Genomic DNA, 24033 nt, shown 5'->3' with positions numbered 1-24033 from the left:
GTCATGTTACCAAATTAATGAAAGTTGATTAGGACAAGCTCTTGTTCAAAGCAGAAAGTTCAAGATCAGCTTTATGAGGGTTGTTAACAATAATCTTACCTTCTGCAGTTAAGCTAAACAAAGCTCCTTCTTCTGCTGTACCAAGAATTGGATTTTCAACCATTTTTTCGTTACGGATACCAACAGCGACACCACCGATTCCTTGTTTAAGGAGTTTAACAGCGTGTGCCCCCATGCGTGATGCCAATACACGGTCACGCGCAGTTGGTGATCCACCACGTTGGATGTGACCAAGTTCTGTTACACGAAGGTCACTAGTGTCTCCTGCTTCTTTTAGTTTTTGACCAAATTCAGCTGCTGACATAACACCTTCTGCCAAAACGATAATGTTGTGTTTTTTACCGTGCTCATAACCAGCTTTGATACTAGCTACGATATCTTCCATCTTGAAGCCTTCTTCAGGAATGATAATTTCATCAGCACCAGTTGCGATACCAGCCCAAAGAGCGATATCACCAGCGTTACGTCCCATTACTTCAACAACGAAAGTACGACGGTGACTTGATGATGTATCACGAATCTTATCAATCGCATCCATTGCAGTCGTAACTGCAGTATCAAATCCGATTGTAAAGTCAGTACCTACGATATCGTTATCGATTGTACCTGGAAGTCCAATAGCAGGGAATCCATGCTCAGTCAAGCGCATAGCTCCATGATAAGAACCATCACCACCGATAACTACGACTCCTTCGATACCGTGTTTTTTCAATTGCTCAATCCCTTTAAGTTGGCCTTCAAGTTGTGCAAACTCAGGATAACGAGCAGAATGAAGGAAAGTACCACCACGAGAAATGATGTCTCCTACTGAAGCAGCATCAAGCGGATAAATTTCACCGGCAACCATACCTGCGTATCCATCATAGATACCAAAAACTTCCATTCCTTCTGAGATTGCTTGGCGAACTACTGCACGGATGGCAGCATTCATACCAGGGGCGTCTCCACCACTGGTCAAAACAGCAATACGTTTCATTTGGTTTATGCTCCTTTTTCTTTTAACATTCCTACTGATTATACCACATTTAAATCGAAAATTCTTCTATTTTCCGTATTTTTAGCGATAAATCGTTTTCATAGCAATTCCCTCTAATTTTTCCTCTAGAGCAGAATCTTTTCTTACAAAATGTTGTGTAGAAACAACCGTTTTTCCTTCCTCTTCATACCTGATAATGACAGGGATTGGGCCTTTGTATTGTTCTAGGATATTTGAAATCTCTTTATCGTATTCATGATTTTTAACTTGAATCCAGAATCGTTCCGCCACTGCTTCTTTCAAATCTTGTGCAATCATTTGCAGACGACCATCTCGAGATTGAACTTTGCCATTGATGTAGTAAAATTTCCCTTCGGATAAATTGGAAGCAAATTTTCTATATTGGTCTGAAAATACAGTTACATCCATCCGAGACTTACTATCATGAACCTGTAGAAAAGCCATACTCTCGCCTTTCTTGGTTCGAATCACTTTAATCTTTTGCACTTCAACTAGGAGAGTGGCTTGAGCTCCCTCGGTTAGATTAGTGATTGGAGTGGTCGGATATAGGGCTTGTTTGGCAAGAGTTTGGAGAGGATGGGGACTGATACCTACCCCAATCAGTTCCTGCTCTTTGTAAAATTTCTCTGCCTCAGTAAAATCATCAGCTTCAGTCCAACTATAATTTGTATCCGCAAAGAGTCCACCTAACTCCTCAACAAAGACAAATAAGTTTGGTAGGTTCACTAAGATTTTCTGGCGATTCTTGTCAAATTCATCAAAAAGTCCTAGTTCAACCAAAGGCGTCAAAAGCGACAATTTCTTGTAATTCTTGGGAAGACGTGTGACAAAATCTTCAATGCTTGAGAAAGGACGATTTTCAATAATCCAGTAAGACAAATCTCTTGGCATTCCCTTAATGGCTTTTAGACCAAGATAGATTTTCTTCTTAGCAATTTTATCATGATAGGGAATGCTGTTGATTGCTAAGGGAGCTACTTCAAAGCCCATCTGCAATGCATCTACAATGTAATCACTGCTAGAATAGTTCAACATAACTTGAAAGAAAATAGCAGGATAGTGTGTCTTGAAATAGGCTAGTTGGAATGCCAGTGCTGAGTAGGCATAAGCGTGGGATCGGTTAAATCCATAGCCTGCAAACTTTTCCATCACTGCAAAAACTTGGTTGGCCTTTTCTTCTGTATGCCCCAATTTCATAGCTCCTGTGATAAAATCTTCCTTCATCAGATGCATCTCTTTGGCATTTTTCTTACCCATGGCACGTCTGAGAATGTCGGCTTTACCAAGACTGAATCCTCCAAAGCGTTGAGCTACCTGCATAACCTGCTCTTGATAGAGCATAATACCGTAGGTTGATGAAAGGATGTCTTCTAAGGCAGGGTCTAACACCGTCACCTTTTCTTTACCATGCTTACGAGCGACAAAATTATCAATATAATCACTTGCCCCCGGTCTATTGAGGGATGTCGTTGCTACTACCTCTTCAAAGACTTGCGGCTGAACTCGTTTCAAGAGCCGAATGGCGCCAGGTTGTTCAAATTGGAAAATCCCCTTGGTATTTCCAGCAGCAAAGAGGGCCAGAGTTTCTTTGTCTTCCAAATCAATATCTTCGATTTTTAGATGAACACCCTCTGACTCCGCAAGCAATTCCTGCATTTTTTGGACAAAAGTCAGGTTACGTAAACCGAGGAAATCCATTTTTAGAAGTCCATTGGCTTCAACACCATGAGCATCATACTGAGTGATGAGCATATCCTCACCATATTTTAGAGGAATGTAGTCCGTCAAGTCTTGGTCACTCATAACGACCCCAGCTGCATGGATAGAGGTCTGACGAGGATACCCTTCAATCTTTCGAGCAATCTCAAAAGCTTTTTGATATTCAATCTTACTATTGATGATCTGCCTAAACTGTAAATTCTTTTCATAGGCTGTCGTTAGCGTATCTCGGAAACTGATTTTTTTCGTAATATTTGTTAATTCGTACTCAGGGACACCATAACGTTTGAAAACATCACGAATTGCCTGTTTTGCTCCAAAGGTCGAATAAGTGACAATCTGTGCCACATGTTGACTGCCATAGCGATCACGAACATAGCGAATGAACTCTGGTCTATAGAGGTCAGGAATGTCGATATCGATATCGGGCATGGTATAGCGCTCACGATTTAAAAAGCGCTCAAAAATCAGATTCTTCTCAACCGGGTCAATCCCAGTGATATCAAGTGAGTAAGCTACTAGACTACCCACAGCAGAACCACGCCCCATTCCCATATAGTAGCCTTGGGAACGTCCAAAACGGAGCAAATCCCAAACTACAAGGAAATAATCGTCAAAGCCCATATCATGAATCACAGCTAATTCCTCATTCAGTCGCTCATGATAGATAGCTGAGGTTAGCCTCTTGTCACTCAAGCCTTGCTCAGCTCTCTCTCTAAGTTCTTCGACCGCTGGTCTTTCAGGATTAAAGCGAGGGAGTTTTAAACTTGGGTCGATTTGATAGCTTACATTCTCTATCAGACCTTGGAGATTGGCAAGCGCCTGAGGGAAGCGATTTTTAAACCGTGCTTCCAAGTCTGAGGCAGGTAAAAAAATCCCTTGTTGTGAATGCAGATCCACTTCTCTCAGACTGACATTGTCCTTGACTGCTGACAAGATTTGTAAAACTTGAATATCTTCTTTTTCAAAAGAGTTGACCTGATAGAGTGGAAGAATGGGGCTAGTAAAGACTTCTTGAGGAGTATCTGGACTAACACCGATAAAATAATCAACCCCCAAATCCAACTGTTCGACCCCATTAAAATAGGGAACAACAATGGCCACATCTTCGAGGTGGGAGGTGAAGTCAGACCAATTTTTCCGTCCAGTCATTTTTAAAGTGGATAACTTCATCAACTCTTGATAGCCTTTAGTGGATAGGGCTAGAAAACGAAGAGAAATATTCTCCTTATCTTTGATCAAGGTCATTTCAAGACCAATTAAAGGTTGGATTCCATATTTTCGAGTCACCTCTAAAAAATGATAAGCCCCATAGAGATTATCCACATCCATGATAGCAAGGTGAGAATAGCCATACTCTTTAGCCGTTTGTACATATTTTTCAATCGAAACCACACTTTCCATAAAACTATAAACAGTCTTGGTGTCGAGCTGTACAATCATTTCTTCTCCTCCTTGCTTTCGTTCTACTACTATTATACCATTTTAAGCTGGATATTGAAGCAACTCTGCACTTTCTTTTCAATATCATCAGTTACAAACTTCTTCTCTTCTTAGTGTTAAATTCTTCTCTATTCATTCTCTATTAAAAGGAAGAAAATAAATAAAAAATTAATATTATATGATAGTTTTAGATGTAAATTTAGATATATTTATACCAAACGAAGTATAATAAAGATAGGAGCTATATGCAATTTTACATATAAAAATCTCTAGAAAAAGGCTTACTTCTATGGTATTTATTCAGCATTTTATAATAACTTACCAAATTGATATGCTGGTTTAAGAAATTTATTTCATTTAAGTTTATTTATTCCATTTTTCCCTCTTTTTTGATATAATAAATTTAGTTGTTTTCAAAGGAGAGAAACATGCGTTTTAATCAATTCAGCTACCAACCAACCACTAGTTCTCAACGATTTGAGGAATTAGAAGGTCTTGGTCTAAAGCTGTCACCCCAACTGTCCTTAAAAAGACAGTTTGAAGACTTCATTCGTTGGAGTTTTTTCACTTATTCTAACACGGATTATTCTTTGTCGACTTTGGCTGCGGATAAAGAAACAGATTTAGTAACCTTTTTCCAGTCAGACCGTGAGTTAACTGCGGAGATTTTCTACACAGTAGTTTTTCAACTTTTAGGATTTAGCTATCTTGTTGACTTTGAAGATTCCGAACAGTTTCGTAAAGAAATTGGTTTTCCTATTGTTTATGGAGATCTCATTGAAAATCTTTATCAGTTACTCAATACGCGAACGAAAAAAGGAAATACGCTCATCGATCAGCTTGTTAGTGATGGACTCATTTCAGAAGACAATCACTACCACTACTTTAATGGTAAGAGCTTGGCAACCTTCTCTACTCACAATGTCATTCGTGAAGTCGTATATGTCGAGAGCCGTGTGGATACTGATAAAGACGGACTCCCTGACTTAGTCAAGGTCAGCATTATTCGCCCGCGTTATGATGGACAGATTCCTTCAGTCATGACTGCCAGCCCTTACCACCAAGGGACCAACGACAAAGCCAGTGACAAGGCTCTCTATAAAATGGAGGGAGAGCTTGAGGTCAAACCGCCCCACACCATTGAACTTGAAGAACCTAAGCTGAATTTAGTCGAACCTCATGGTCAAGCAGAAGTTGTCACAGAAGCTGAAGAAAAGCTATCTCATATCAATAGCTCATATACTCTAAATGACTACTTCCTCCCACGTGGATTTGCCAATCTCTATGTATCGGGTGTTGGGACCAGGGATTCCCAAGGGCTCATGACCAATGGGGACTACCAGCAGATTGAGGCCTATAAAAATGTCATTGATTGGCTCAATGGTCGTTGCCGTGCTTTCACGGACCACACGCGCAAGCACCAAGTCAAGGCTGACTGGTCAAACGGCAAAGTCGCAACAACAGGTATTTCCTATCTAGGTACCATGTCCAATGGTCTCGCCACCACTGGTGTTGATGGCTTAGAAGTCATCATCGCTGAAGCAGGTATTTCCTCTTGGTACAACTACTATCGGGAAAATGGTCTAGTGACCAGCCCAGGGGGCTATCCAGGTGAGGATTTTGACTCACTTGCTGAATTGACCTACTCTCGCAACCTCCAAGCCGGTGACTATATTCGTGGCAATGAAGCTCATCAAGCAGACTTAGAAAAGGTTAAAGAGAAACTCGATCGCAAGACTGGTGACTACAATCAGTTTTGGCATGACCGCAACTATCTGATCAATGCTCACAAGGTTCAAGCCGAGATCGTCTTTACGCATGGTTCCCAGGATTGGAACGTCAAACCTCTTCATGTTTACCAGATGTTTCATGCCCTTCCTAGCCATATAAATAAGCACCTCTTTTTTCATCATGGTGCTCATGTTTATATGAACAACTGGCAGTCGATTGACTTCCGAGAGTCCATGAATGCCTTGTTAAGTAAGAAATTGTTAGGACTTGACTCAGGCTATCAACTTCCGACTGTTATCTGGCAGGACAATACCGAACCGCAAACATGGCAGAGTCTTGATGACTTTGGCAAGCAAGATGAACTGCATACCTTCTCTCTTGGTAATGATGAAAAAGTGATTCAAAACCATTATGATCAAAAAGATTTTGATCGTTATGGCAAGACTTACCAGACCTTTAACACTGAACTTTACCAAGGTAAAGCCAATCAGATCACCATTGACCTTCCAGTAAGTCAAGACATTCACTTAAATGGGCGAGTGGAGTTGAAACTTCGTGTCAAATCGAGTACAAACAAGGGCTTATTATCAGCCCAACTGTTAGAACTTGGACAAAAGAAATATCTACAGCCTTATCCAGCGGTTTTAAGTGCTAGAACCATTGACAACGGTCGCTACCACATGCTTGAAAATCTCTGCGAACTGCCATTCAATCCAAGTGCCCAACGTGTCATCACCAAAGGTTACCTTAATCTTCAAAATCGAACCAATCTCTTGACGATTGAAGAAATCCAACCAAATGAATGGATGGACTTCAAGCTAGAGCTTCAACCAACTATCTACAAACTTAAAGAAGGAGATACTCTCCGTTTGGTTCTCTACACAACAGACTTTGAGATTACAATTCGAGATAATACAGACTATCAGTTGACTGTTGATTTAGCACAGTCTAGTCTTATCCTACCTTGTCAAAAGGTATAATGTACCAGACTTTCAATGTGGAAGTATTCAAAGGAAAAGTCAATCAAATTGACCATTGAACTTCTTATAACCAAGGGTTTCCACTTGAACAGTCGAATCAAACATAAACTTCGTATCAAAACCAGTTCAAATAAGAGTTATTTAGAAACCTCTAGATGGAACTTGGGCAGAAGATACTCCCCCCTCTAACCAACATGTGTAACCATTTATCATATACGCTACTAGACCACATGTTGGAAATCTCTGTGAATTAACATTTAGAGTGAATTCACAAAACGCCGTGACAAAAAGCTACCCAAATTGAATGATTCACTGTCATTAAAGAACATCAATGTAGATGAACGGATTGCTACCCAGTTTATCTGCACGCAACTAGTGACAAAGTTAAAAGAAGGAGAATCTCTCCATCTAGTTCTTTATCCTACTGACTGCGAAATCATCATACGTGACAATACCGCCTACCACCCGACTGACGTTATCGTTCAGTCCACGCTACTGTACCTTGTAAAAGGAGTACTTACTTTATGAACAAATCAGAACACAGACACCAACTTATCCGCGCCCTCGTTTCAAAAAACAAAATCCATACACAAGCTGAATTACAAGCCTTATTAGCGGAAAATGATATCCAAGTTACTCAGGCTACCTTATCACGCGATATCAAAACCATGAACCTTTCAAAAGTGCGCGAAGAGGATAATTCTTACTATGTGCTAAATACAGGCTCTATCTCCAAATGGGAAAAACGTCTTGAAAACTATATGGAAGATGCTCTTGTTATGTTGCGTCCGGTGCAACACCAAGTTATTTTGAAAACTTTACCCGGTTTAGCCCAATCATTTGGATCTGTAATTGATTCCTTGGCCTTTCCAGATATCGTTGCAACCCTTTGTGGAGATGACGTCTGCATGATTATCTGTGAAGATGCTGCAAAAGCGCAGGCTTGTTTTGAGAGTCTTAAAAAATATGCGCCGCCATTTTTCTTTAGTGAATAAAACAAATCCCGTGATTAAAAGATCACGGGAATTTTTTATTTCTTTGACTGTGTTTCTTCTTTCTTTGTACGTGCCAATCGAAGAGCACGTTTTGGATTGAGACGATTAAACAATTCTTCTAGTTTCTTTTCATTCCATACATCTGCTGCAGAAACAAAATTTCCATCTGCATCTCGGAATGATATCGGTTTATCTCCCATATCAATCTCCTAGTCTACAAATTCAAATTCAAATTTACCAATCCGGACCAAATCGCCATCTTTGGCGCCACGTGCACGAAGGGCTTCGTCAACCCCCATACCACGAAGCTGACGAGCAAACTTCATGACCGATTCGTCACGGTCAAAGTTGGTCATGTTAAAGAGTTTCATGAGTTTTTCACCAGAAAGTACCCATGTCGCATCATCATCACGACTAATCTCAAAGGCTTTTTCTTCCTCGTCAAAGCCATAGTAAGCCTCTTCTTCCATATCGGATTCATCATAAATCGGGAATTCTGGAGTCTTGTCTAACAATTCAGCTGTCGCGTCTAAAAGAGTCGCCAAGCCTTGCTTGGTCAATCCAGAAATTGGGAAGATGGCTGGAAGTTCCTCAAACTCGTCGTAGTTTGCTGCCAACTTTTCCTTGAAAGTTTTCAGATTTTCCTGACTTTCAGGCATATCCATCTTGTTGGCCACGATAATCTGTGGACGTTCCATGAGACGAAGGTTATAGGATTCCAATTCCTTATTGATAGCAAGGTAGTCCTCATAAGGATCACGTCCTTCACTAGCTGACATATCGATGACATGGAGGATAACTCGAGTGCGTTCAATATGACGTAGAAACTGGGTTCCAAGACCAACACCTTGACTAGCCCCTTCAATCAAACCTGGAAGGTCTGCTACTGCAAAAGATTCACCTGACTGTGTACGAACCATACCCAAATTAGGGACAATCGTCGTAAAGTGGTAAGCACCGATTTTAGGTTTAGCTGAAGTGATGACACTAAGCAAAGTTGACTTTCCGACAGATGGGAAACCGACCAAGCCGACATCCGCTAGAATCTTCAATTCCAGTTGCAACTCACGTTCTTGACCTGGTTCTCCATTCTCAGAGATTTCAGGTGCAGGATTTTTTGGAGTGGCAAAACGGATATTTCCACGACCACCTCGACCGCCATGAGCCACGATAAATTCCTGACCATGTTCAATCAAGTCTGTAATGACTTTGCCAGTTTCTGCATCACGTACAGTAGTTCCCTGTGGCACACGAACACGAAGGTCTTCTGCACCACGACCGTGCATTCCTTTTGTCATTCCTTTTTCACCGGAATCAGCCTTGAAATGACGGTTATAGCGGAAATCCATCAAGGTACGCAAACCTTCGTCTACCACGAAAACAACGTTACCTCCACGTCCACCATCACCACCCCAAGGACCGCCATTAGGGACATATTTTTCACGGCGAAAGGCAACCATGCCATCGCCACCATTACCAGCCTTGACCTTAATCTTGGCTGTATCTAAAAACATACTCATATTTTCTTCTCACTTTAAAAAGGCTGGGGAGAACCCAGTCATTAGTTATTGTTTCTATCCTCGTAGCTTGCTTAGAATCTACTAAAAGCTCCAAGCGCAGTTGCAAAGATACCAGCAAGGGTTACAAACAACATGATGAGCACGACAACAAGTGTCACCTTTTCAAACAAAGTTTTTTTACGTTTTCCGTTATCTCCAAAAGCCATAACTTCTCCTTTTTCTATATAATTTTAATTTAATATTCTGTTGAAACTGGTGCAATCAACCATAAAATGATATAAGCAAGGACTCCTGTCCCATAACAAAATGCAAGAACAGCCCAAATGACACGAACAATTGTTGGATCAATATCAAAATAATGAGCAACTCCTGCGCATACTCCACCAATTTTTGATCTTTTCCGCTTCTCATTAATTTTTTCATTTTTTCTTCCTCTTATTCTATTATTTGAATTCGTCTCTCCAATAATCTCTGATGCTAGACAATTGTTTTCGAGACGCTCTTAAAATACGCTTGGATTCTTTTACTGGGCTTGTAACAGCCTGTTGAGGTAGATAGAGAATCGTTTTTAAGAAGCGTTGAGTGACAGGTTGTCCATCATGTAGCTCATGTTCAAAGTTATTTGAGATAATGGCATCAAGGTAAAACTCATGAACTCGTTTCCCAAAATTTTCAGCCGAAATCTCGTACAACTTATCCGCTAACTTTTGTTCAGACATATCAGGAGTAGCGATCAAAGCTTCAAGGATAGCTCCTGCAAGCTCTCGTTCTCCATAGTAGAGGGTCCCAAACATTTTATCATTGATCAGATTTTCAAGATAGGGATTGCCATGAGCAATAACAGGCGTTCCACTGGCTAGACTTTCTAGATAGGTTAAACCCTGAGTCTCACTCGTAGAGGCTGAAATAAAGAAATCAGCTGCTTTATAGTACAAGGCTGTCTCACTTGGAGCAATCATACCTGTAAAAATCACATGTTTTTGTATGTTTAATTTCCCTGCTTGTTCTTTCAGACTGTCCAGATAAGGTCCGTCTCCAGCAACAACCAACTTCACCTTGTCTTCTTCTTTCAAAACCTGCGCAAAGGCAGCTAAGACTGCTTGGATATTCTTTTCAAAGGAGATACGAGAAAGGCTCAGTAGCATTTTCTCGCCTTCCTGAATACCTAACTTCGAACGAAGTTCTTGCAAGTTTTCCTCTTTGATCTCAGGTCGTTCAAACTTAGCCAGCTCAATTCCAGTTGGGATGACCCGCTTTTCAACCTTGACTTTGTATTTAGATAAAAGGTCACGAACAATCTCACTAGGGCAAATCACGCCATCTACATCATGAAGGAAGCCACGCACCAAATATTTTACCATACTCGGACGAATTAGCATGCCCTTAGCAATGTAATGCACATAGTCTTCATACTGGGTATGGTAGGTATGAATAACTGGAATTTTCAATTCTCTAGCAATCCAAATCCCTAACAAACCAAGAGAAAATTCGGTCTGGGTATGAATAATATCGAGTTGATACTGCTTGGCAATTTCAAGTGCCTTTGTAAAACCTCGGTAGGCAAATCGTCGATCCTTAAACGCAAAGAAAGGGACACTCGGAATGCGAATAATTTGCCAATCTTCGTATCGGTTTACGTCTTTATCAGTCGTTGTAAAGATAAAAACTGCATGTCCTTGCTTTTCAAGCTCAGTTTTCAAGGTCCGTATACTAGTCGCAACCCCGGAAACTTGAGGGAAATAGGTGTCTGTAAATAAACCAATTCGCATAAATTACCTCACTTTTTGCCCAAAGCAGCCTGTTCTCGATAAAATTTTAACCAGATTTCCAACAAATGCTCCTCAGAGTACTCTTTGGAAATCTCACGAGCTTTTTCTTTCAAGTCCTTTAAGGCTTCAGGGTCATTCTTGTATTCTAGGATTGCTTCTCTCATCTCGGAAACATCACTTGTAGCACGATAATTCCCATCAAGAATAACCTTATACAGATCCAAATCTCTTAACATAATAGGAGCCTCGCAACTAGCAGCCTCTAAGATAGTCATAGGGAATAATTCATTGTAACTTGGTAGCAAGAATAGATCCGCCATAGCGTAAAGTTCCCGCATCCGTTCCGGTGACACAATTCCAGGGAAAATAAGATTTTTGGGTGGATTGTCCATTATCTTCTTGTAGCGTTCATAACCATCTGTCATCCCACCAAATGAAAAACCACCTGCCCAGATAAAGGTAATTTCTGGCAATTCCTCAGCAAGACGGATAAAATCATCAATTCCTTTACGTTTCTGAACCTGACCCGCACCGATTACGACAAACTGATCTTCCGCGAGATCCATTTCCTTCCGGAGTTGAGCAACTTGTTCAGCTGGTAATGGATGCCATTTTTCTTTGTTTACAAAATTTGGAATATAAGTTACTTTTTCACGCGGAATACCAGCAGCCACTAAATCCTCGATAAACATGGGATTGACCACCACCAAGTGTTCCATTCGGTTGTAAAAGGAAAAAACATAGCGTTTGACAATTCCTTTTAGGAAAAATGGAATCTTCAAACTCCCCTCAAGCGTATCAGGCAAAAAATGCACATAGCCAATTTTTCTCCCAGAGCGTTTCTTTTGGAAAGTAGATAAATAGTAGGGGAAATCAATGGTATGAAAGTGAGTTACATCCGCTTCTACAGGAAGATTCTCTGTAACAATCAACTGGTCTTTGGCTTCGCGGTGAAGGAGACTAACCAATTCTCGATAAGCTCCTGACACTCCTTGACCAGCTACTTTTTCACTTGAGCTTAGCATATTAATACGCAATTTTTCGTTTTCCATACCTTCCATTATACCATTTTATTTCCAGAAAATCAGCAAAAGAAAGAAGAGACGATTGGAAAAAGGATAAAATTATCCTATTTTCCAATCGTCTCTCGCATTTTTCTTAGTCTTTATTTAATTCCTAGGGCGATACGCGCGTATCGGCTCATTTTTTCAACCGTCCAAGCTGGATACCAGACCAATTTAACTTCGGTATTGGTTACCTCAGGCACTTCTGTCATCGCATCATGTATCTGGTCTGTCAAAAGGTCAGCCAGTGGGCAGCCCATAGTTGTCAAGGTCATATCAATTTCAGTGTGACCTGTTTCACCATCAAAACGAATTTCATAAATCAAACCTAGGTTGACAATATCAATCCCCAACTCAGGGTCGATGACTTCTTCCAAGGCATTTAAAATGCGTGTTTTGATCGTTTCAATTTGCTCTTCTGTATAAGCCATGTTATTCCTCACTCTTAGTCTTCAATAAAATCACGAAGCGGTTTGCTGCGACTTGGTTGACGCAATTTTCTCAAAGCCTTGGCCTCGATCTGACGGATACGCTCACGAGTCACGTTAAAGACTTTCCCAACATCTTCAAGAGTACGCATTTTCCCATCGTCCAAACCGAAGCGCAAGCGCAGAACGTTTTCTTCACGATCTGTAAGAGTATCCAAGACTTCATCCAACTGCTCGCGCAAAACGATTCGAGTTGTGTAGTCTACTGGATTTTCAATCACTTCGTCTTCAATAAAGTCCCCAAGATGACTATCGTCCTCTTCACCGATCGGTGTTTCAAGTGATACTGGTTCTTGGGCGATTTTCAAGATTTCACGAACCTTGTCAGGTGTCATATCCATACGCTCAGCGATTTGTTCAGGTGTTGGATCTTGCCCCAATTCTTGAAGGAGATTACGCTGTTCACGGACAAGCTTGTTAATGGTTTCAACCATGTGGACAGGGATACGGATAGTGCGGGCCTGGTCAGCAATGGCACGAGTGATTGCCTGACGAATCCACCAAGTTGCGTAAGTTGAAAACTTAAATCCTTTTGAATAGTCAAACTTGTCAACAGCCTTCATCAAGCCCATGTTTCCTTCTTGAATCAAGTCAAGAAATTGCATACCACGCCCTACGTAGCGCTTAGCAATCGAAACCACCAAACGAAGGTTGGCTTCTGCAAGACGTTGTTTGGCTTCAATATCACCAGCCTCAACTGCTAGGGCCAATTCTTTTTCCTCTTCGTTAGTCAAGAGAGGAACCACCCCGATTTCCTTCAAATACATACGGACTGGGTCATTAACCTTGGCAGAAGTTGAGCCAATCAAGTCCTCATCACTGAGTTCTGACTCTTCTTCTACACTAAGCACACGCGCACTTGGATTTCCTTCATTATCTGTGATAGAAATTCCAGCATCCTGAATCCGTTGCAAAAGGTCTTCAATGCCGTCTGCATCGAGGGTGAAAGGAATAACCAGACTTGAATTGATTTCGTCATCTGTTGCTGTTCCTGTTTTTTTGTGGTTACGGATAAAGTCTGCTACTTGCACATCAAATGTGGTTACTTCTTTTTGTTTTGTTGCCATTATTACTCCATTCTTCTCTTTTGGGAAATCAATCGTTGCAATTCTTCCAAGGCTGTGTCTGTATCTCCTACATGACTAGCTTCCTGCACTTTCTTTTTAATTCTTAAATTGTCCTTGCTGAGGAGGGCACGGTTTCGAGTCGCTTCGACTTCCGCTAGCTCTTGAGGCGACATCTCAGCTGGCAAATCCAGACTAAGCACGTGGTACCAAGCATTTTCAACCTCAGGCGTCTGATGAGAAAGTTCCTCTGAGCCGACTTCTCCCTGCTCACTTAATAATTCGTAAAGAATCTGAAATTCTGGGGTATCAAAGAAAAAATCTTCTCTTAATCGGTAGTCATTTAACACAACTGGGTTCTCAGCCATCCTATAGAGGAGATGAGCCTCTGCTCTCATGACTGCTGTCAGTTGCCGCGTTACAGGTAAAGTAATCGCTGCTGGAGGTTGCTCCTCTTTGACTCTTTCCTGCCTCTGGACAATCCGACTTTCATTTACAATCTGCTCCACCTGTTGGTAATCAAAAGAAGGTAGATTATCCGCCAAAATGTGGATATAAGAATTCTGGGCAGTGATAGACTTTTCTTTGGCGATTAGGGGCGCAATCTTTTCAATGAATTCGATTTGCGCCTGTAAGTTATCACTATTTTCAGGCTTTAGCTGGTGAATATAGAACTCTATAGGACTAATCCGAGTCTTGGTTAAAAGGTAAGCCAGGTCTTCAGCAGAATTCTTTTGCAAATACTCATCTGGGTCCATGGCATCAGGTACTCGGACAACCTCAACTGAGAAGTCTTTTAACTCCTCTAGAGCCTTGGCTGTTGCTGCCTGCCCTGCCTTGTCACCATCATAGCTGAGAACTATCTTTTTGGTAAAGCGTTTGAGGTGATCAACATGCTCCTTGCTTAAGGCTGTTCCCATGGAAGCTACAGCATTTTCTATACCAGCACGGTAGGCCGCGATCACATCCATGAAGCCTTCCATCAGATAGAGTTCTGTAATCTTACCTGTTCCCTTTTTTGCCTTGTCCAAATGATACAATTCGTAACTCTTGTTAAAAATTGCAGTCGAGCGACTATTTTTATATTTGGCAGTCTGACTATCCGTTTCTTGCCAGATACGACCTGAAAAGGCAATGACCTGTCCCTTGTCATTGGTCAAAGGAAAGATGATCCGTCCAAAGAAAGTATCATAAAATTGATTACCATCTGACAGATAAAACAAGCCCGAATCCAATAAATCCTTTTCCTCAAACTTGTCAGCCAAACGTTGATAGAGATAAGTTCTCTCTGCTGGAGCTAGTCCAATCTGGAAGTGCTTCAGAACATCATCTGTCAATCCGCGTTTGTAGAGATAAGCCCTTGCTTCTTCTCCCATCTTTGTCGTCATGAGGATGGCATGGTAAAAACGGGCAGCTTCTTCATGCATATCGTATAGAGCTTGATGAGGGGAAGTTTGTTGGGGACGAGACTGTACCGGCGTAGCTAGTTGAATACCGACGCGCTCTCCTAAGAGCTGAACGGCTTCCATGAAGGACACACCTTGGTATTCTTCGATAAACTTAAAGACATCTCCTGAACGACCACAGCCAAAACAGTGATAAAACTGCTTGTCTTCCACAACGTTGAAAGAAGGGGTCTTTTCACCATGAAAAGGACAGAGCCCTAAATAGTTCCGTCCAGCCTTTTGTAAAGAAATCACATCACCTATGACTTCCACAATGTTGGCATTGTTTTTGATTTCTTCAATGACTTGCTTGTCAACCATACACAATACCTCCATCTTATCATAGTTTCACGTAAACTAGTATAGCTCATTTCTGAAAAAAAGTAAACCATTTCATACGCTTTCCGTAATTCTCTTTGCCTTATTTTTCTAGATAGAAAGAGGTGATAAAAAACTCAGAAACACTTCCATGTTTCTAAGTTAATTTTCACTATTTTTTGATGATTATTTAACTCACCTATTCAAATAATTGATAGTAGTCTGAGATTTTCATCTTAGCTTTTTCTTCTTTATTGAGGTCTTGGATAATACGACCTTCCTTCATGACTATCAGACGATTTCCATACTTCAGTGCATCCTCCATATGGTGGGTAATCATCAAGGCTGTTAGATGATCCTTGCTGACAAAGTCATCTGTTAACTCCATCAAGGCAACACTTGTTTTTGGGTCAAGAGCTGCTGTGTGTTCATCCAACAAGAGCAACTCTGGTCGCTTCAAGGTTGCCATCAAGAGACTCAAGGCCTGGCGTTGACCACCTGATAGAAATTCAATAGGAGTGTCCAGGTGTTTTTCAAGACCATTTCCCACTTTTTCAATGGTAGCCTGAAACTCTTCCCTATGGCTTGAAAGTCTCCTAGGAAGGAGTCCTCTCTTCTCACCACGAAACTTGGCAATCAAGAGATTTTCCGCCACTGTCATACGGGGAGCCGTACCCATCTTAGGATCCTGAAAGACACGAGACAAATACGTAGCCCGCTTTTCAGGTGAAAAATGCGTCACGTCCTCGCCCATGATACGGATACTTCCACTTGTTAAAGGTAAGGTACCTGCAATCGTGTTAAAAAGCGTTGACTTCCCAGCTCCATTTCCCCCTAAGATGGTAATGAAATCATGTTCGAAAATTTCAAGAGAAACATCATTCAGAATGATTTTTTCCTCGTCAAAGCCATTCGTGATGACTTTGGTAGCATTTTTTAATTCTACAATTGCTGTCATTTGCTAAACTTGACTCCTTTCAGGTATTTGCTTTTAAAGGTTGGAATCATGAGGCAAACCGCCAAAATCAAGGCGCTGTACAAACGAAGATAACTTGTATTAAACCCAAGAGCAATCACTCCCCAGACGAGGAACTGATAAGCAATAGACCCCACGACAATGGTCATGAGTCGCTCTGCCAGGATCAAACTCTTGAACAATACCTCACCAATAATCAAGCTAGCAAGCCCTACGACAATCACTCCAATTCCTCGAGAAACGTCTGCATATCCTTCTTGTTGAGCAATTAATGCCCCTGCAAGCGCGATAATCCCATTTGAGAGAACCAAACCCATGAGTTCCATACGTCCCGTATTGATACCAAAGCTACGTGCCATATCAGGATTGTCACCGGTAGCGATGTAGGCCTGACCTAGTTTGGTATCTAGGAAAAAGAGCATGAGACCAATAACAAGAGCTACAAAGATTAATCCAGTCAGCAGTTGGTTAAGGTCTGAATCAAAAGGCAAGACATCCTGAATTTGCTTGGTTCCAAGAAGCCCCAGATTGGCACGCCCCATAATCATGAGCATGATGGAATGGCAGGAAGTCATGACCAGAATCCCTGATAAGAGGGTTGGGATTTTTCCTTTGGTATATAAGAGACCTGTCGCCATTCCAGCTAGACAGCCCGCTCCTACTGCGGCTAGGGTTGCTAAAAATGGGTTGACTCCCTGTGTTATCAAGGTTACAGCTACTGCTCCCCCAAGAGGAAAAGAACCTTCAGTAGTCATATCAGGGAAATTCAAAATTCGAAAAGTCATAAAGATTCCCAAACCTAAAATCGCCCAGACCATCCCCTGAGAAATAATGGATACTATCATAATCTTTCACTCATTTCTTTCTTTAGTAAAAATGGGAGGAGATGTGCCCAGCTCCTCCTTTATCTTTATTCAATCACTTGTCCTGCTTCTTTTAGAACGGACTCAGGAATGGTGATACCAAGTTCCTGCGCTAGTTTTTTGTTAATCACTGACTTACCAGTTGAAAAGACATTAACTGGCGTATCAGCTGGTTTTTCACCTTTCAAAACTTTGGCAATCATTTTACCAGTAGCCACTCCAAGATCGTGTTGGTCAACTACTACAGATGCTAATCCACCTGCTTCTACCATGGCAGTGGCACTTGGGTAGATTGGCTTTTTAGCTGTTTGGTTACTTGAAACAACTGTTGAGAATGCTGATGCGATGGTGTTATCAATTGGAACCCAAATCGCATCGACCTTGCTTGTCATGACATTAACTGTTGAAGCAATTTCATTTGTTGATGGAACAGCAAATGTTTCGACTGTCAAACCTGCTTTTTCAGCATAAGCCTTGAATTCTTCTACCTGTGTTTTTGAGTTATCTTCGCTACTTGAGTAAAGAGCTCCGATTGTTTTGACATTTGGTGTGAGGGTTTTAATCAACTCTACTTGTTGTTCAGCAGGGTTGTGGTCTGACACCCCTGTGATGTTGCCACCTGGTTTTTTCAAATCTTTGACCAAGTTAGCACCGATTGGGTCTGTAATAGCAGCCATGATAACTGGTAGATCTTTAGTAGCACTTGCAAGTCCTTGAGCTGCTGGTGTTGCAATCCCAACAACTACATCGTTTCCATTTGCTACCAATTGTTTACTCATGGTTGCAACCTTGCTCTGATCTCCTTCAGAGTTCATAAAGTCAATTTTTACCTGGTCGTCCTTATAGCCTTCTTCAGCTAGTCCATCTTGAATCCCTTGGTAAATCAAGTCCAAGGATGGATGACTAACAAATTGAAGGACACCAACCTTAGCGACCTTTTGCTCTTCCTTAGCTGCAGGCTTGTTCATTGATGAATAAATCAAGCTAGCTACTACCAATACTGCTAATCCAGCGACAATTCCAATCAAACGTTTATTTTTCATTTTTATTTCTCCTTAATTCTTTTACCTTAATTTTTTAAATCACATCATCAAGCGATACCATCGTTTAAATTCCAATATCTTTCCTCCTCATAGAAAAAGTCCTCACACAAAAAACTTGTGTGAGGACGTCGATGCGCGGTGCCACCTCAATTATAGGGAATACCCCTATCGCTCTTTCTCGCAATAACGAGTTGCACTGTAAGGTGTGCTCACCGAATTTTTATGATTTCAAATTCTTAAGTACATTCAGCCCAATTTCATCAATTTCATCTATCTGCTTTCACCAACCACAGACTCTCTAAAAAACTTCAATGATTACTTTCTGAATGTTTAAATTATATCATTTTTCAACTACTTGTCAAGCTTATTTTTAGAATTTTTTAAACAATTCAAAAACTTCCCCTTGAAAAAAGAGGAAGTTTGTAGAATATCAGCCTGAATTACGCAAACCGGTTGCAATTCCGTTGATAGTTGTATGGATCAGTTTTTCTTCGTCAGCCGACAATTCGCCGCGACGTTGACGTTTGATTAACTCCAACTGGATGTAGTTCAGGATATTAAAGTAAGGCATACGATAGTTTAGACTGTCTTTTAGGTAAGAGTTTTCTGCCAAGAGTTCGTCATAGCCTTCGATAGCTAAAATAACGTCCTTAGTCAACTGCCATTCATCTAAAATAGTGTAGTAGATAGCTTGTACTTCTTCGTCTTCACAGAGCTTGGCATATTCAAAAGCAATGTTCATATTAGACTTAGACAAGACCATGTCTACATTGGAAAGCAAAGATTGGAAGAAAGGCCAGTTTTGGTACATGTCTCGAAGGAACTCGATATTCTTCGGATCTTGATCAATAAACTCTTTAAAGCTGGATCCCACACCATACCAGCCAGGGAACATGACACGGCTTTGTGACCATGAGAAGACCCAAGGAATAGCACGCAAACCGCCGATTTCAGTGATGGTCTTACGAGCTGCTGGACGCGAACCGATATTGAAGCTTGAAATAGCCTTGATTGGACTTGATTCAAAGAAATAGTCATAGAAATGTTCATTTCCAAAGACCAAATCACGGTAGATATCATAACTACGGTCTACTACTTGGTCCATAATAGCTTCGTAACGATTCGACGTATTAGTATCACTCTTCTTCTTGGTAATCATACGGTTAATGGCTGCAGAAACCAGCATTTCAAGGTTATAATAGGCAGCGTCTTTGTTACCGTATTTGTTTCCAATGACTTCTCCTTGCTCAGTCAGACGGATGCGGTCCTTGATAGACTTGAGTGGTTGAGATGTGATAGCTTCATAAGTTGGTCCACCACCACGACCCACAGTACCACCACGACCATGGAAGAAAGTAACCTTAACGCCAAATTCATCCCCAATAGCCGTCAGTTGTTGTTGCGCTTTATAGAGGGTCCAACATGATGATAGATAACCACCATCCTTGTTACTATCAGAGTAGCCAAGCATGATTTCTTGGTAGTTGTCTTTTGAAGCAATCCATTTTTTAGCCAAAGGAAGAGAGAAATATCTTCTCATGGTTTCTTCTGAGTGATCCAAATCTTCAATCGTTTCAAAGAGAGGAACAATCTGAACGCGGGCTTTTTGGGCATCCACCAAGCCGACTTCCTTAAGCATAATGGCTAGCTCTAACATATCGGATACACTGGTTGCGTGCGAAATGATGGTTTGACGAATAACATTTTCACCCAGTTTATCCTTCAACTTGCGCGCAGCTTTAAAGATAGAGAGTTCTTTTTCAAGCAGTTCTGACTTTTCAGCATGAGTCGCTGAGAGGATACGAGGATCTTCTTCCAACTCTTTTAAGAGGAGGTCACATTTTTCGTCTTCAGACAGATCGCTATAGTGATTATTGATACCAGCAGATGCAAGCAATTCAGCCACACAGGCTTCGTGAACACTAGAATCCTGGCGCATATCAATAGAAGCAAGGTAGAAACCAAAAATTTCGACAGCTTGCATCAACTCGACAAATTCTCCTGAAATCAGGTATTCTCCTTTGTTCTCAAGGAGAGAGTCGCGAATGGCCAACAAATCTTGATAAAATTCATCTGCAGTGGCATATCTTGGCTGAAGGTCCTTGTCTTCAATGAGATAAGCCTTGGTTGCCTGCATCTTAGCTTGGATGTCAAAAAGAGCACGACGATAGAGTTCTTTTTCACGGTAAATCGAGTTATCTTGTGACTTCAGCGCCATCTCACGGACCTTGTCGCTGACATTCACGATGCTGGTTGACAGTGAAAACTCACGATAAAGATTATAAATCTTTTCATCATAGTAGTTCATGATGACTTCACACTGAGTCAAAGCTGATTTGTTGAGGGTTTCCGCAGTTACGAAAGGATTTCCATCACGGTCTCCTCCGATCCACATCCCCATAGTAATCGGTTTTGGATGCTCAAGCTCGATACCTTGTTCTTTAGCTAGTTTCTTATACTCAGCCGTCAAACGTGGAACAGCATTCAGGAAAGAACTTTGGTAATACTCCATCACGTTGGTGATTTCGTTCGTTACTTTCAATTTTTTCTCACGAATCATGTCCGTTTGCATGATAATCTCAATGTAACGGCGGAGATCTGTGTGCCATTTTTCTTTATTAATCAAGCCGAGTTTGACATCACGGTACTTGCGCAAGAGCGTATGGATGTGGTTGGTTAAATCCAGCATACTCTTGCGTTGTACTTGCGTTGGATGGGCGGTCAAGACAGGAACGACATTTAACTTTTCTAAAATTTCGGCTGCATTTTCTTTTTCAGCTACCATCTTAATCGTTGTAGATAATTTTCCTAAATAGTCTTGGTCCACATTGTTTTGGTGATTGATTTCATAGGCCAAATCCACATCCTCAGAGATATTAATCAAAAGTGGAAGGATAGAGAAATAGCGTGAAATGTAAATCATTTCTTCATTCGAAAGACTGGTCACTAGGTCATTGAGCCCTTGATAATTCTCGCTAGTTGATAATTCCTTCAACTGGATAATCTTTTCAAAGGTTTCTGGCGCCAGCATATTTTTTGTGATATCTTCTAATAGCTCAGTCAGAATCAAGACTTCCTCTTGGACGACTGCTTTATTACTATAGTTTTCTAATTTTTGAAGAGACATATACTTTCCTTTCCATTCAATCCTTACAGACTTTCATCGGTTTGATTTTCGTATTCTCTGATAAGTTTGGCACGTTTTTCACTGGCATCAATATTCAGTACAAGCGCGATGGCCACGGATAATACCAATAGACTGTTCCCACCTTGTGAAAGGAAGGGGAAGGTTACCCCTGTAGAAGGAATCAACCCTGAAATCCCACCAATATTGACAAAGACCTGAACAAGGATCATTCCTCCGACACCAATAGCAACCATAGAGTTAAAGGGGTCCTTTGCTCGAATACCAACCAAGATGATTCGCAAAATCAAGAAGAAGAGTAGAGCCAAAATCATACTGGCTCCTACGAATCCAAACTCCTCGATGACAATCGAAAAGACGAAATCCGTATGGGCTTCTGGCAGATAACCACGCTTCTCGATAGAATTCCCTAGTCCCAGTCCGAACCAGCCACCATTAACCATGGCATAGTAGGAATTTGCGAGCTGGTGTCCTGCACCCGCCAAGTCATTAAAGGGATTAAAGAAGGCACTAAAACGTTTAGCAACGTAACCAAATACAGGAATTTGAGAGAACTTTTCAACCCCAACAAAGCGAATGACAGACAAGACTAACATTGAACTTCCTGCCAAGAGAGCTAGAATGGTCGAGAACCAACGATAGGCAATCCCACTAACCGTATACATGATGAGCGCCACCAAGACCAAGATGGTCGCATTACCCAAGTCTGGGAAAATTCCCAAGCTACCAATCAGAACCAGCAGAACAAAACGCCAGTCATTAAAAGCTCGAGGTAGCCACTGATTCTGTGTCAAAACCTGGAAGTCATAAACCGCAATCTCATCTTGTTGTTTTGAAAATCGATGTGCCAGGTACCAGATGATGATAATCTTAAGGTATTCCGCAGGCTGAATCGTTACAGGTCCTACAGAGATCCATCCGTATGCTCCATTGACAGGTGTTCCGACCAGTCGCGCCAGAGCTAAAAGAACCATCTCCACAATCATTACGATAAAAATAAGACGCCCATTTCTTAGGAAACCTAATTTTAATTTATAGATTAAGGCAATCAGAACCAAACTAGCTATCCAAAAGATCCCCTGGTTACGCACCAATTGAAAGGCACTTTTCCCTTCTTCGATCAAGGTTGCACTCGTTGTCGAGTACACCACAATCAGACCCAAAATCGATAAAAGGAAGTAAGGAATCAAAATGGAATAGTTTAGTAGGTGCCTTTTACTAATTTTCATATTTCACCACTCTAATAGGAACAGACGTTTCTGTTCCCAATTCCGTTTTATTTTCTAGTTTTGATTGCTATTATACCACTTTTTCAGAAAGAAAAAAACTCTTATCCTTTAATCCTTCGAATTTTACTCATTTTCTAGTATCAGGTATAAAAAAACAAATCTCTTTTGAGATTTGTTTTTTGATTTCTTAGTTAGATGAAGAGCTGCTGCTTGAGCTTGAGTCACCACCACCGATGTATTGGGTGAAGATGTTTTGGAAGGCTTGATCCTTAACCTTGATGTTTGCTGCTTGCAATTCTTTACCAATTACTCCTTGAACAAAGGCTGAATCATTTTGTTTTTGAGTCAAGATGATGGTCTTCAATTTTTCTTTATAATCCTCTATATTAGAAGATTTTTCTGTTTTCTTCGTTACTTTGATGATGTAGAACTGACTGCTGTAGGCTTGTGTTCCAGTAGCTGTAATCACATCAGAAACCCCGTTCACATCCAAGGCAAAGGCTGCTTTCTTGACTTGTTCTGGAAGTTCTGTAGAAGCAGAATCAAAAGTGATTTCTCCACCATTTTCTTTGGTCTTGTCGTCGTTAGAGTTGTCTTTTGCCAACTGAGCAAAATCTGCACCTTCTGCTTTAGCTTTCTCAAGTACTTCTTTTGCCTTGTCTTCATTATCCAAACGGATGATTTGAGCTGTTACATCTGGTGTGTAAGACTCAAAAGCTTTTTGGTAAGCTTCGTCTGTCAACTCACTCTCAGCAGCCTTCTTAACTGCCAATTCAACCAATTTGCTGGTACGGATTTGAGCTTTACGAGTCTCAGGTGTCATACCTGCACGTTGAAGCACGCTGTTGTAGCTATCGCCGTATTTCTTTTGTTCTTCAGCAACGGCGTCATCCACATCTTTATCCGTTACCTCTGATCCATATTGTTGTTCAAATACTTTTTGGATGGTCATATTGAGCAAGACTTGTTGTGCAGTTGGATTGTTTTTTACTTCTTCAAAGAATTGATGCTCTGTAATCACATCGCCCTTCATGCTGATCAAATCTTTTCCTTCAGAACTGTTTGAACAAGCTGCAAGTGTTGCTACTGATAAAAGTGTGATGGCTCCTGCCATAAGTTTTTTCTTCATTTTTACTCCTTTTACGGTAAGTGTTACCTTATCTATTTTACTATAATTTCTTAAA

General features: G+C 41.0%; 18 protein-coding genes, 1 pseudogene and 1 other annotated feature. Of the genes and pseudogenes, 2 read left to right on the top strand and 17 right to left on the bottom strand.

Going from position 1 to position 24033, the window contains the following annotated elements; genetic code table 11:
- Window positions 1–28: 28 nt before the first annotated feature.
- Together pfkA and O3622_RS01015 are read right to left on the bottom strand one after the other, a co-directional pair.
- A complete protein-coding gene (pfkA, locus tag O3622_RS01020; protein ID WP_000820882.1) occupies window positions 29–1036 on the bottom strand; it encodes a 6-phosphofructokinase in 1008 nt (335 codons plus the stop codon).
- Between the two features lie 81 nt (window positions 1037–1117).
- Window positions 1118–4219, bottom strand: a complete 3102-nt coding sequence (locus O3622_RS01015) for a DNA polymerase III subunit alpha (protein WP_371606903.1) — start codon at window positions 4217–4219, stop codon at window positions 1118–1120.
- Between the two features lie 428 nt (window positions 4220–4647).
- Between O3622_RS01015 and O3622_RS01010 the strand changes: the two genes are divergently transcribed.
- Window positions 4648–6930 carry a Xaa-Pro dipeptidyl-peptidase gene (locus O3622_RS01010; protein WP_371606902.1) on the top strand — a complete coding sequence of 761 codons (2283 nt, stop codon included), beginning with the start codon at window positions 4648–4650 and terminating at the stop codon, window positions 6928–6930.
- Between the two features lie 524 nt (window positions 6931–7454).
- The gene (locus O3622_RS01005; RefSeq protein WP_001043016.1) at window positions 7455–7925 is read left to right on the top strand and encodes an arginine repressor; all 471 of its coding nucleotides are present in this window, start codon (window positions 7455–7457) and stop codon (window positions 7923–7925) included.
- A gap of 35 nt (window positions 7926–7960) precedes the next feature.
- Here the strand turns inward: O3622_RS01005 and O3622_RS01000 are convergent, their stop codons facing one another.
- The 15 genes and pseudogenes from O3622_RS01000 to prsA all read right to left on the bottom strand — a co-directional run bounded on the left by O3622_RS01000 (window position 7961) and on the right by prsA (window position 23978).
- On the bottom strand, window positions 7961–8125 hold the full coding sequence (locus tag O3622_RS01000) for a hypothetical protein (protein WP_000502578.1): 165 nt from the start codon (window positions 8123–8125) through the stop codon (window positions 7961–7963).
- 9 nt (window positions 8126–8134) lie between these two features.
- Complete coding sequence (gene obgE, locus O3622_RS00995) at window positions 8135–9445, bottom strand: GTPase ObgE (protein WP_000061637.1); 1311 nt, start codon at window positions 9443–9445, stop codon at window positions 8135–8137.
- Between the two features lie 71 nt (window positions 9446–9516).
- Window positions 9517–9651 (bottom strand): DUF4044 domain-containing protein, encoded by a 135-nt coding sequence (locus O3622_RS00990; protein WP_000863851.1) that lies wholly within the window; start codon window positions 9649–9651, stop codon window positions 9517–9519.
- Between the two features lie 29 nt (window positions 9652–9680).
- Window positions 9681–9856, bottom strand: a pseudogene (locus O3622_RS00985) (PspC domain-containing protein).
- A 32-nt stretch (window positions 9857–9888) separates the two neighbouring features.
- Window positions 9889–11214 (bottom strand): glycosyltransferase family 4 protein, encoded by a 1326-nt coding sequence (locus tag O3622_RS00980; protein ID WP_001219461.1) that lies wholly within the window; start codon window positions 11212–11214, stop codon window positions 9889–9891.
- A gap of 8 nt (window positions 11215–11222) precedes the next feature.
- Window positions 11223–12266, bottom strand: a complete 1044-nt coding sequence (locus tag O3622_RS00975) for a glycosyltransferase family 4 protein (protein WP_042902349.1) — start codon at window positions 12264–12266, stop codon at window positions 11223–11225.
- Between the two features lie 113 nt (window positions 12267–12379).
- Window positions 12380–12709, bottom strand: a complete 330-nt coding sequence (locus O3622_RS00970) for a metal-sulfur cluster assembly factor (protein WP_000331932.1) — start codon at window positions 12707–12709, stop codon at window positions 12380–12382.
- Window positions 12710–12723: 14 nt separating this feature from the next.
- Window positions 12724–13833 (bottom strand): RNA polymerase sigma factor RpoD, encoded by a 1110-nt coding sequence (rpoD, locus tag O3622_RS00965; protein ID WP_042902350.1) that lies wholly within the window; start codon window positions 13831–13833, stop codon window positions 12724–12726.
- Window positions 13834–13835: 2 nt separating this feature from the next.
- Entirely contained in the window at window positions 13836–15596 is a 1761-nt protein-coding gene (dnaG, locus tag O3622_RS00960; RefSeq protein ID WP_042902351.1) for a DNA primase, read from the bottom strand.
- 196 nt (window positions 15597–15792) lie between these two features.
- The gene (locus tag O3622_RS00955; RefSeq protein WP_070800363.1) at window positions 15793–16551 is read right to left on the bottom strand and encodes an ABC transporter ATP-binding protein; all 759 of its coding nucleotides are present in this window, start codon (window positions 16549–16551) and stop codon (window positions 15793–15795) included.
- Window positions 16548–17414, bottom strand: a complete 867-nt coding sequence (locus O3622_RS00950) for an ABC transporter permease (protein WP_371606901.1) — start codon at window positions 17412–17414, stop codon at window positions 16548–16550. The genes O3622_RS00955 and O3622_RS00950 overlap by 4 nt, the downstream gene beginning before the upstream one ends.
- Window positions 17415–17479: 65 nt before the next feature.
- Window positions 17480–18475, bottom strand: coding sequence for a tryptophan ABC transporter substrate-binding protein (trpX, locus tag O3622_RS00945; protein ID WP_000792183.1), 996 nt, complete (start codon window positions 18473–18475; stop codon window positions 17480–17482).
- Window positions 18476–18593: 118 nt separating this feature from the next.
- Window positions 18594–18809 (bottom strand) — a binding site (T-box leader).
- Window positions 18810–18905: 96 nt separating this feature from the next.
- Window positions 18906–21602 (bottom strand): phosphoenolpyruvate carboxylase, encoded by a 2697-nt coding sequence (gene ppc, locus O3622_RS00940; protein ID WP_084945239.1) that lies wholly within the window; start codon window positions 21600–21602, stop codon window positions 18906–18908.
- A 23-nt stretch (window positions 21603–21625) separates the two neighbouring features.
- Window positions 21626–22849: a cell division peptidoglycan polymerase FtsW gene (gene ftsW / locus O3622_RS00935; RefSeq protein WP_371606900.1), complete on the bottom strand. Its 1224-nt coding sequence runs from the start codon at window positions 22847–22849 to the stop codon at window positions 21626–21628.
- Between the two features lie 187 nt (window positions 22850–23036).
- Window positions 23037–23978 carry a peptidylprolyl isomerase PrsA gene (gene prsA, locus O3622_RS00930; RefSeq protein ID WP_000728080.1) on the bottom strand — a complete coding sequence of 314 codons (942 nt, stop codon included), beginning with the start codon at window positions 23976–23978 and terminating at the stop codon, window positions 23037–23039.
- Window positions 23979–24033 lie beyond the last annotated feature (55 nt).

Source organism: Streptococcus sp. 27098_8_51, assembly GCF_041432205.1.
In the GTDB taxonomy this organism is placed as follows: domain Bacteria; phylum Bacillota; class Bacilli; order Lactobacillales; family Streptococcaceae; genus Streptococcus.
Note: the sequence above shows the minus strand (reverse complement) of the source record. Positions and strands in the feature narration are given on the sequence as shown.

Excerpts from the sequence above, each read along its gene's own strand:
- prsA (WP_000728080.1), bottom strand. The coding sequence starts at position 23,978 with ATGAAGAAAAAACTTATGGCAGGAGCCATCACACTTTTATCAGTAGCA.
- obgE (WP_000061637.1), bottom strand. The coding sequence starts at position 9,445 with ATGAGTATGTTTTTAGATACAGCCAAGATTAAGGTCAAGGCTGGTAAT.
- pfkA (WP_000820882.1), bottom strand. The coding sequence starts at position 1,036 with ATGAAACGTATTGCTGTTTTGACCAGTGGTGGAGACGCCCCTGGTATG.
- O3622_RS00980 (WP_001219461.1), bottom strand. The coding sequence starts at position 11,214 with ATGCGAATTGGTTTATTTACAGACACCTATTTCCCTCAAGTTTCCGGG.
- O3622_RS00990 (WP_000863851.1), bottom strand. The coding sequence starts at position 9,651 with ATGGCTTTTGGAGATAACGGAAAACGTAAAAAAACTTTGTTTGAAAAG.
- O3622_RS01005 (WP_001043016.1), top strand. The coding sequence starts at position 7,455 with ATGAACAAATCAGAACACAGACACCAACTTATCCGCGCCCTCGTTTCA.
- dnaG (WP_042902351.1), bottom strand. The coding sequence starts at position 15,596 with ATGGTTGACAAGCAAGTCATTGAAGAAATCAAAAACAATGCCAACATT.
- O3622_RS00950 (WP_371606901.1), bottom strand. The coding sequence starts at position 17,414 with ATGATAGTATCCATTATTTCTCAGGGGATGGTCTGGGCGATTTTAGGT.
- ftsW (WP_371606900.1), bottom strand. The coding sequence starts at position 22,849 with ATGAAAATTAGTAAAAGGCACCTACTAAACTATTCCATTTTGATTCCT.
- O3622_RS01000 (WP_000502578.1), bottom strand. The coding sequence starts at position 8,125 with ATGGGAGATAAACCGATATCATTCCGAGATGCAGATGGAAATTTTGTT.
- O3622_RS00975 (WP_042902349.1), bottom strand. The coding sequence starts at position 12,266 with ATGGAAAACGAAAAATTGCGTATTAATATGCTAAGCTCAAGTGAAAAA.
- ppc (WP_084945239.1), bottom strand. The coding sequence starts at position 21,602 with ATGTCTCTTCAAAAATTAGAAAACTATAGTAATAAAGCAGTCGTCCAA.
- O3622_RS01010 (WP_371606902.1), top strand. The coding sequence starts at position 4,648 with ATGCGTTTTAATCAATTCAGCTACCAACCAACCACTAGTTCTCAACGA.
- O3622_RS01015 (WP_371606903.1), bottom strand. The coding sequence starts at position 4,219 with ATGATTGTACAGCTCGACACCAAGACTGTTTATAGTTTTATGGAAAGT.
- trpX (WP_000792183.1), bottom strand. The coding sequence starts at position 18,475 with ATGAAAAATAAACGTTTGATTGGAATTGTCGCTGGATTAGCAGTATTG.
- O3622_RS00970 (WP_000331932.1), bottom strand. The coding sequence starts at position 12,709 with ATGGCTTATACAGAAGAGCAAATTGAAACGATCAAAACACGCATTTTA.
- rpoD (WP_042902350.1), bottom strand. The coding sequence starts at position 13,833 with ATGGCAACAAAACAAAAAGAAGTAACCACATTTGATGTGCAAGTAGCA.
- O3622_RS00955 (WP_070800363.1), bottom strand. The coding sequence starts at position 16,551 with ATGACAGCAATTGTAGAATTAAAAAATGCTACCAAAGTCATCACGAAT.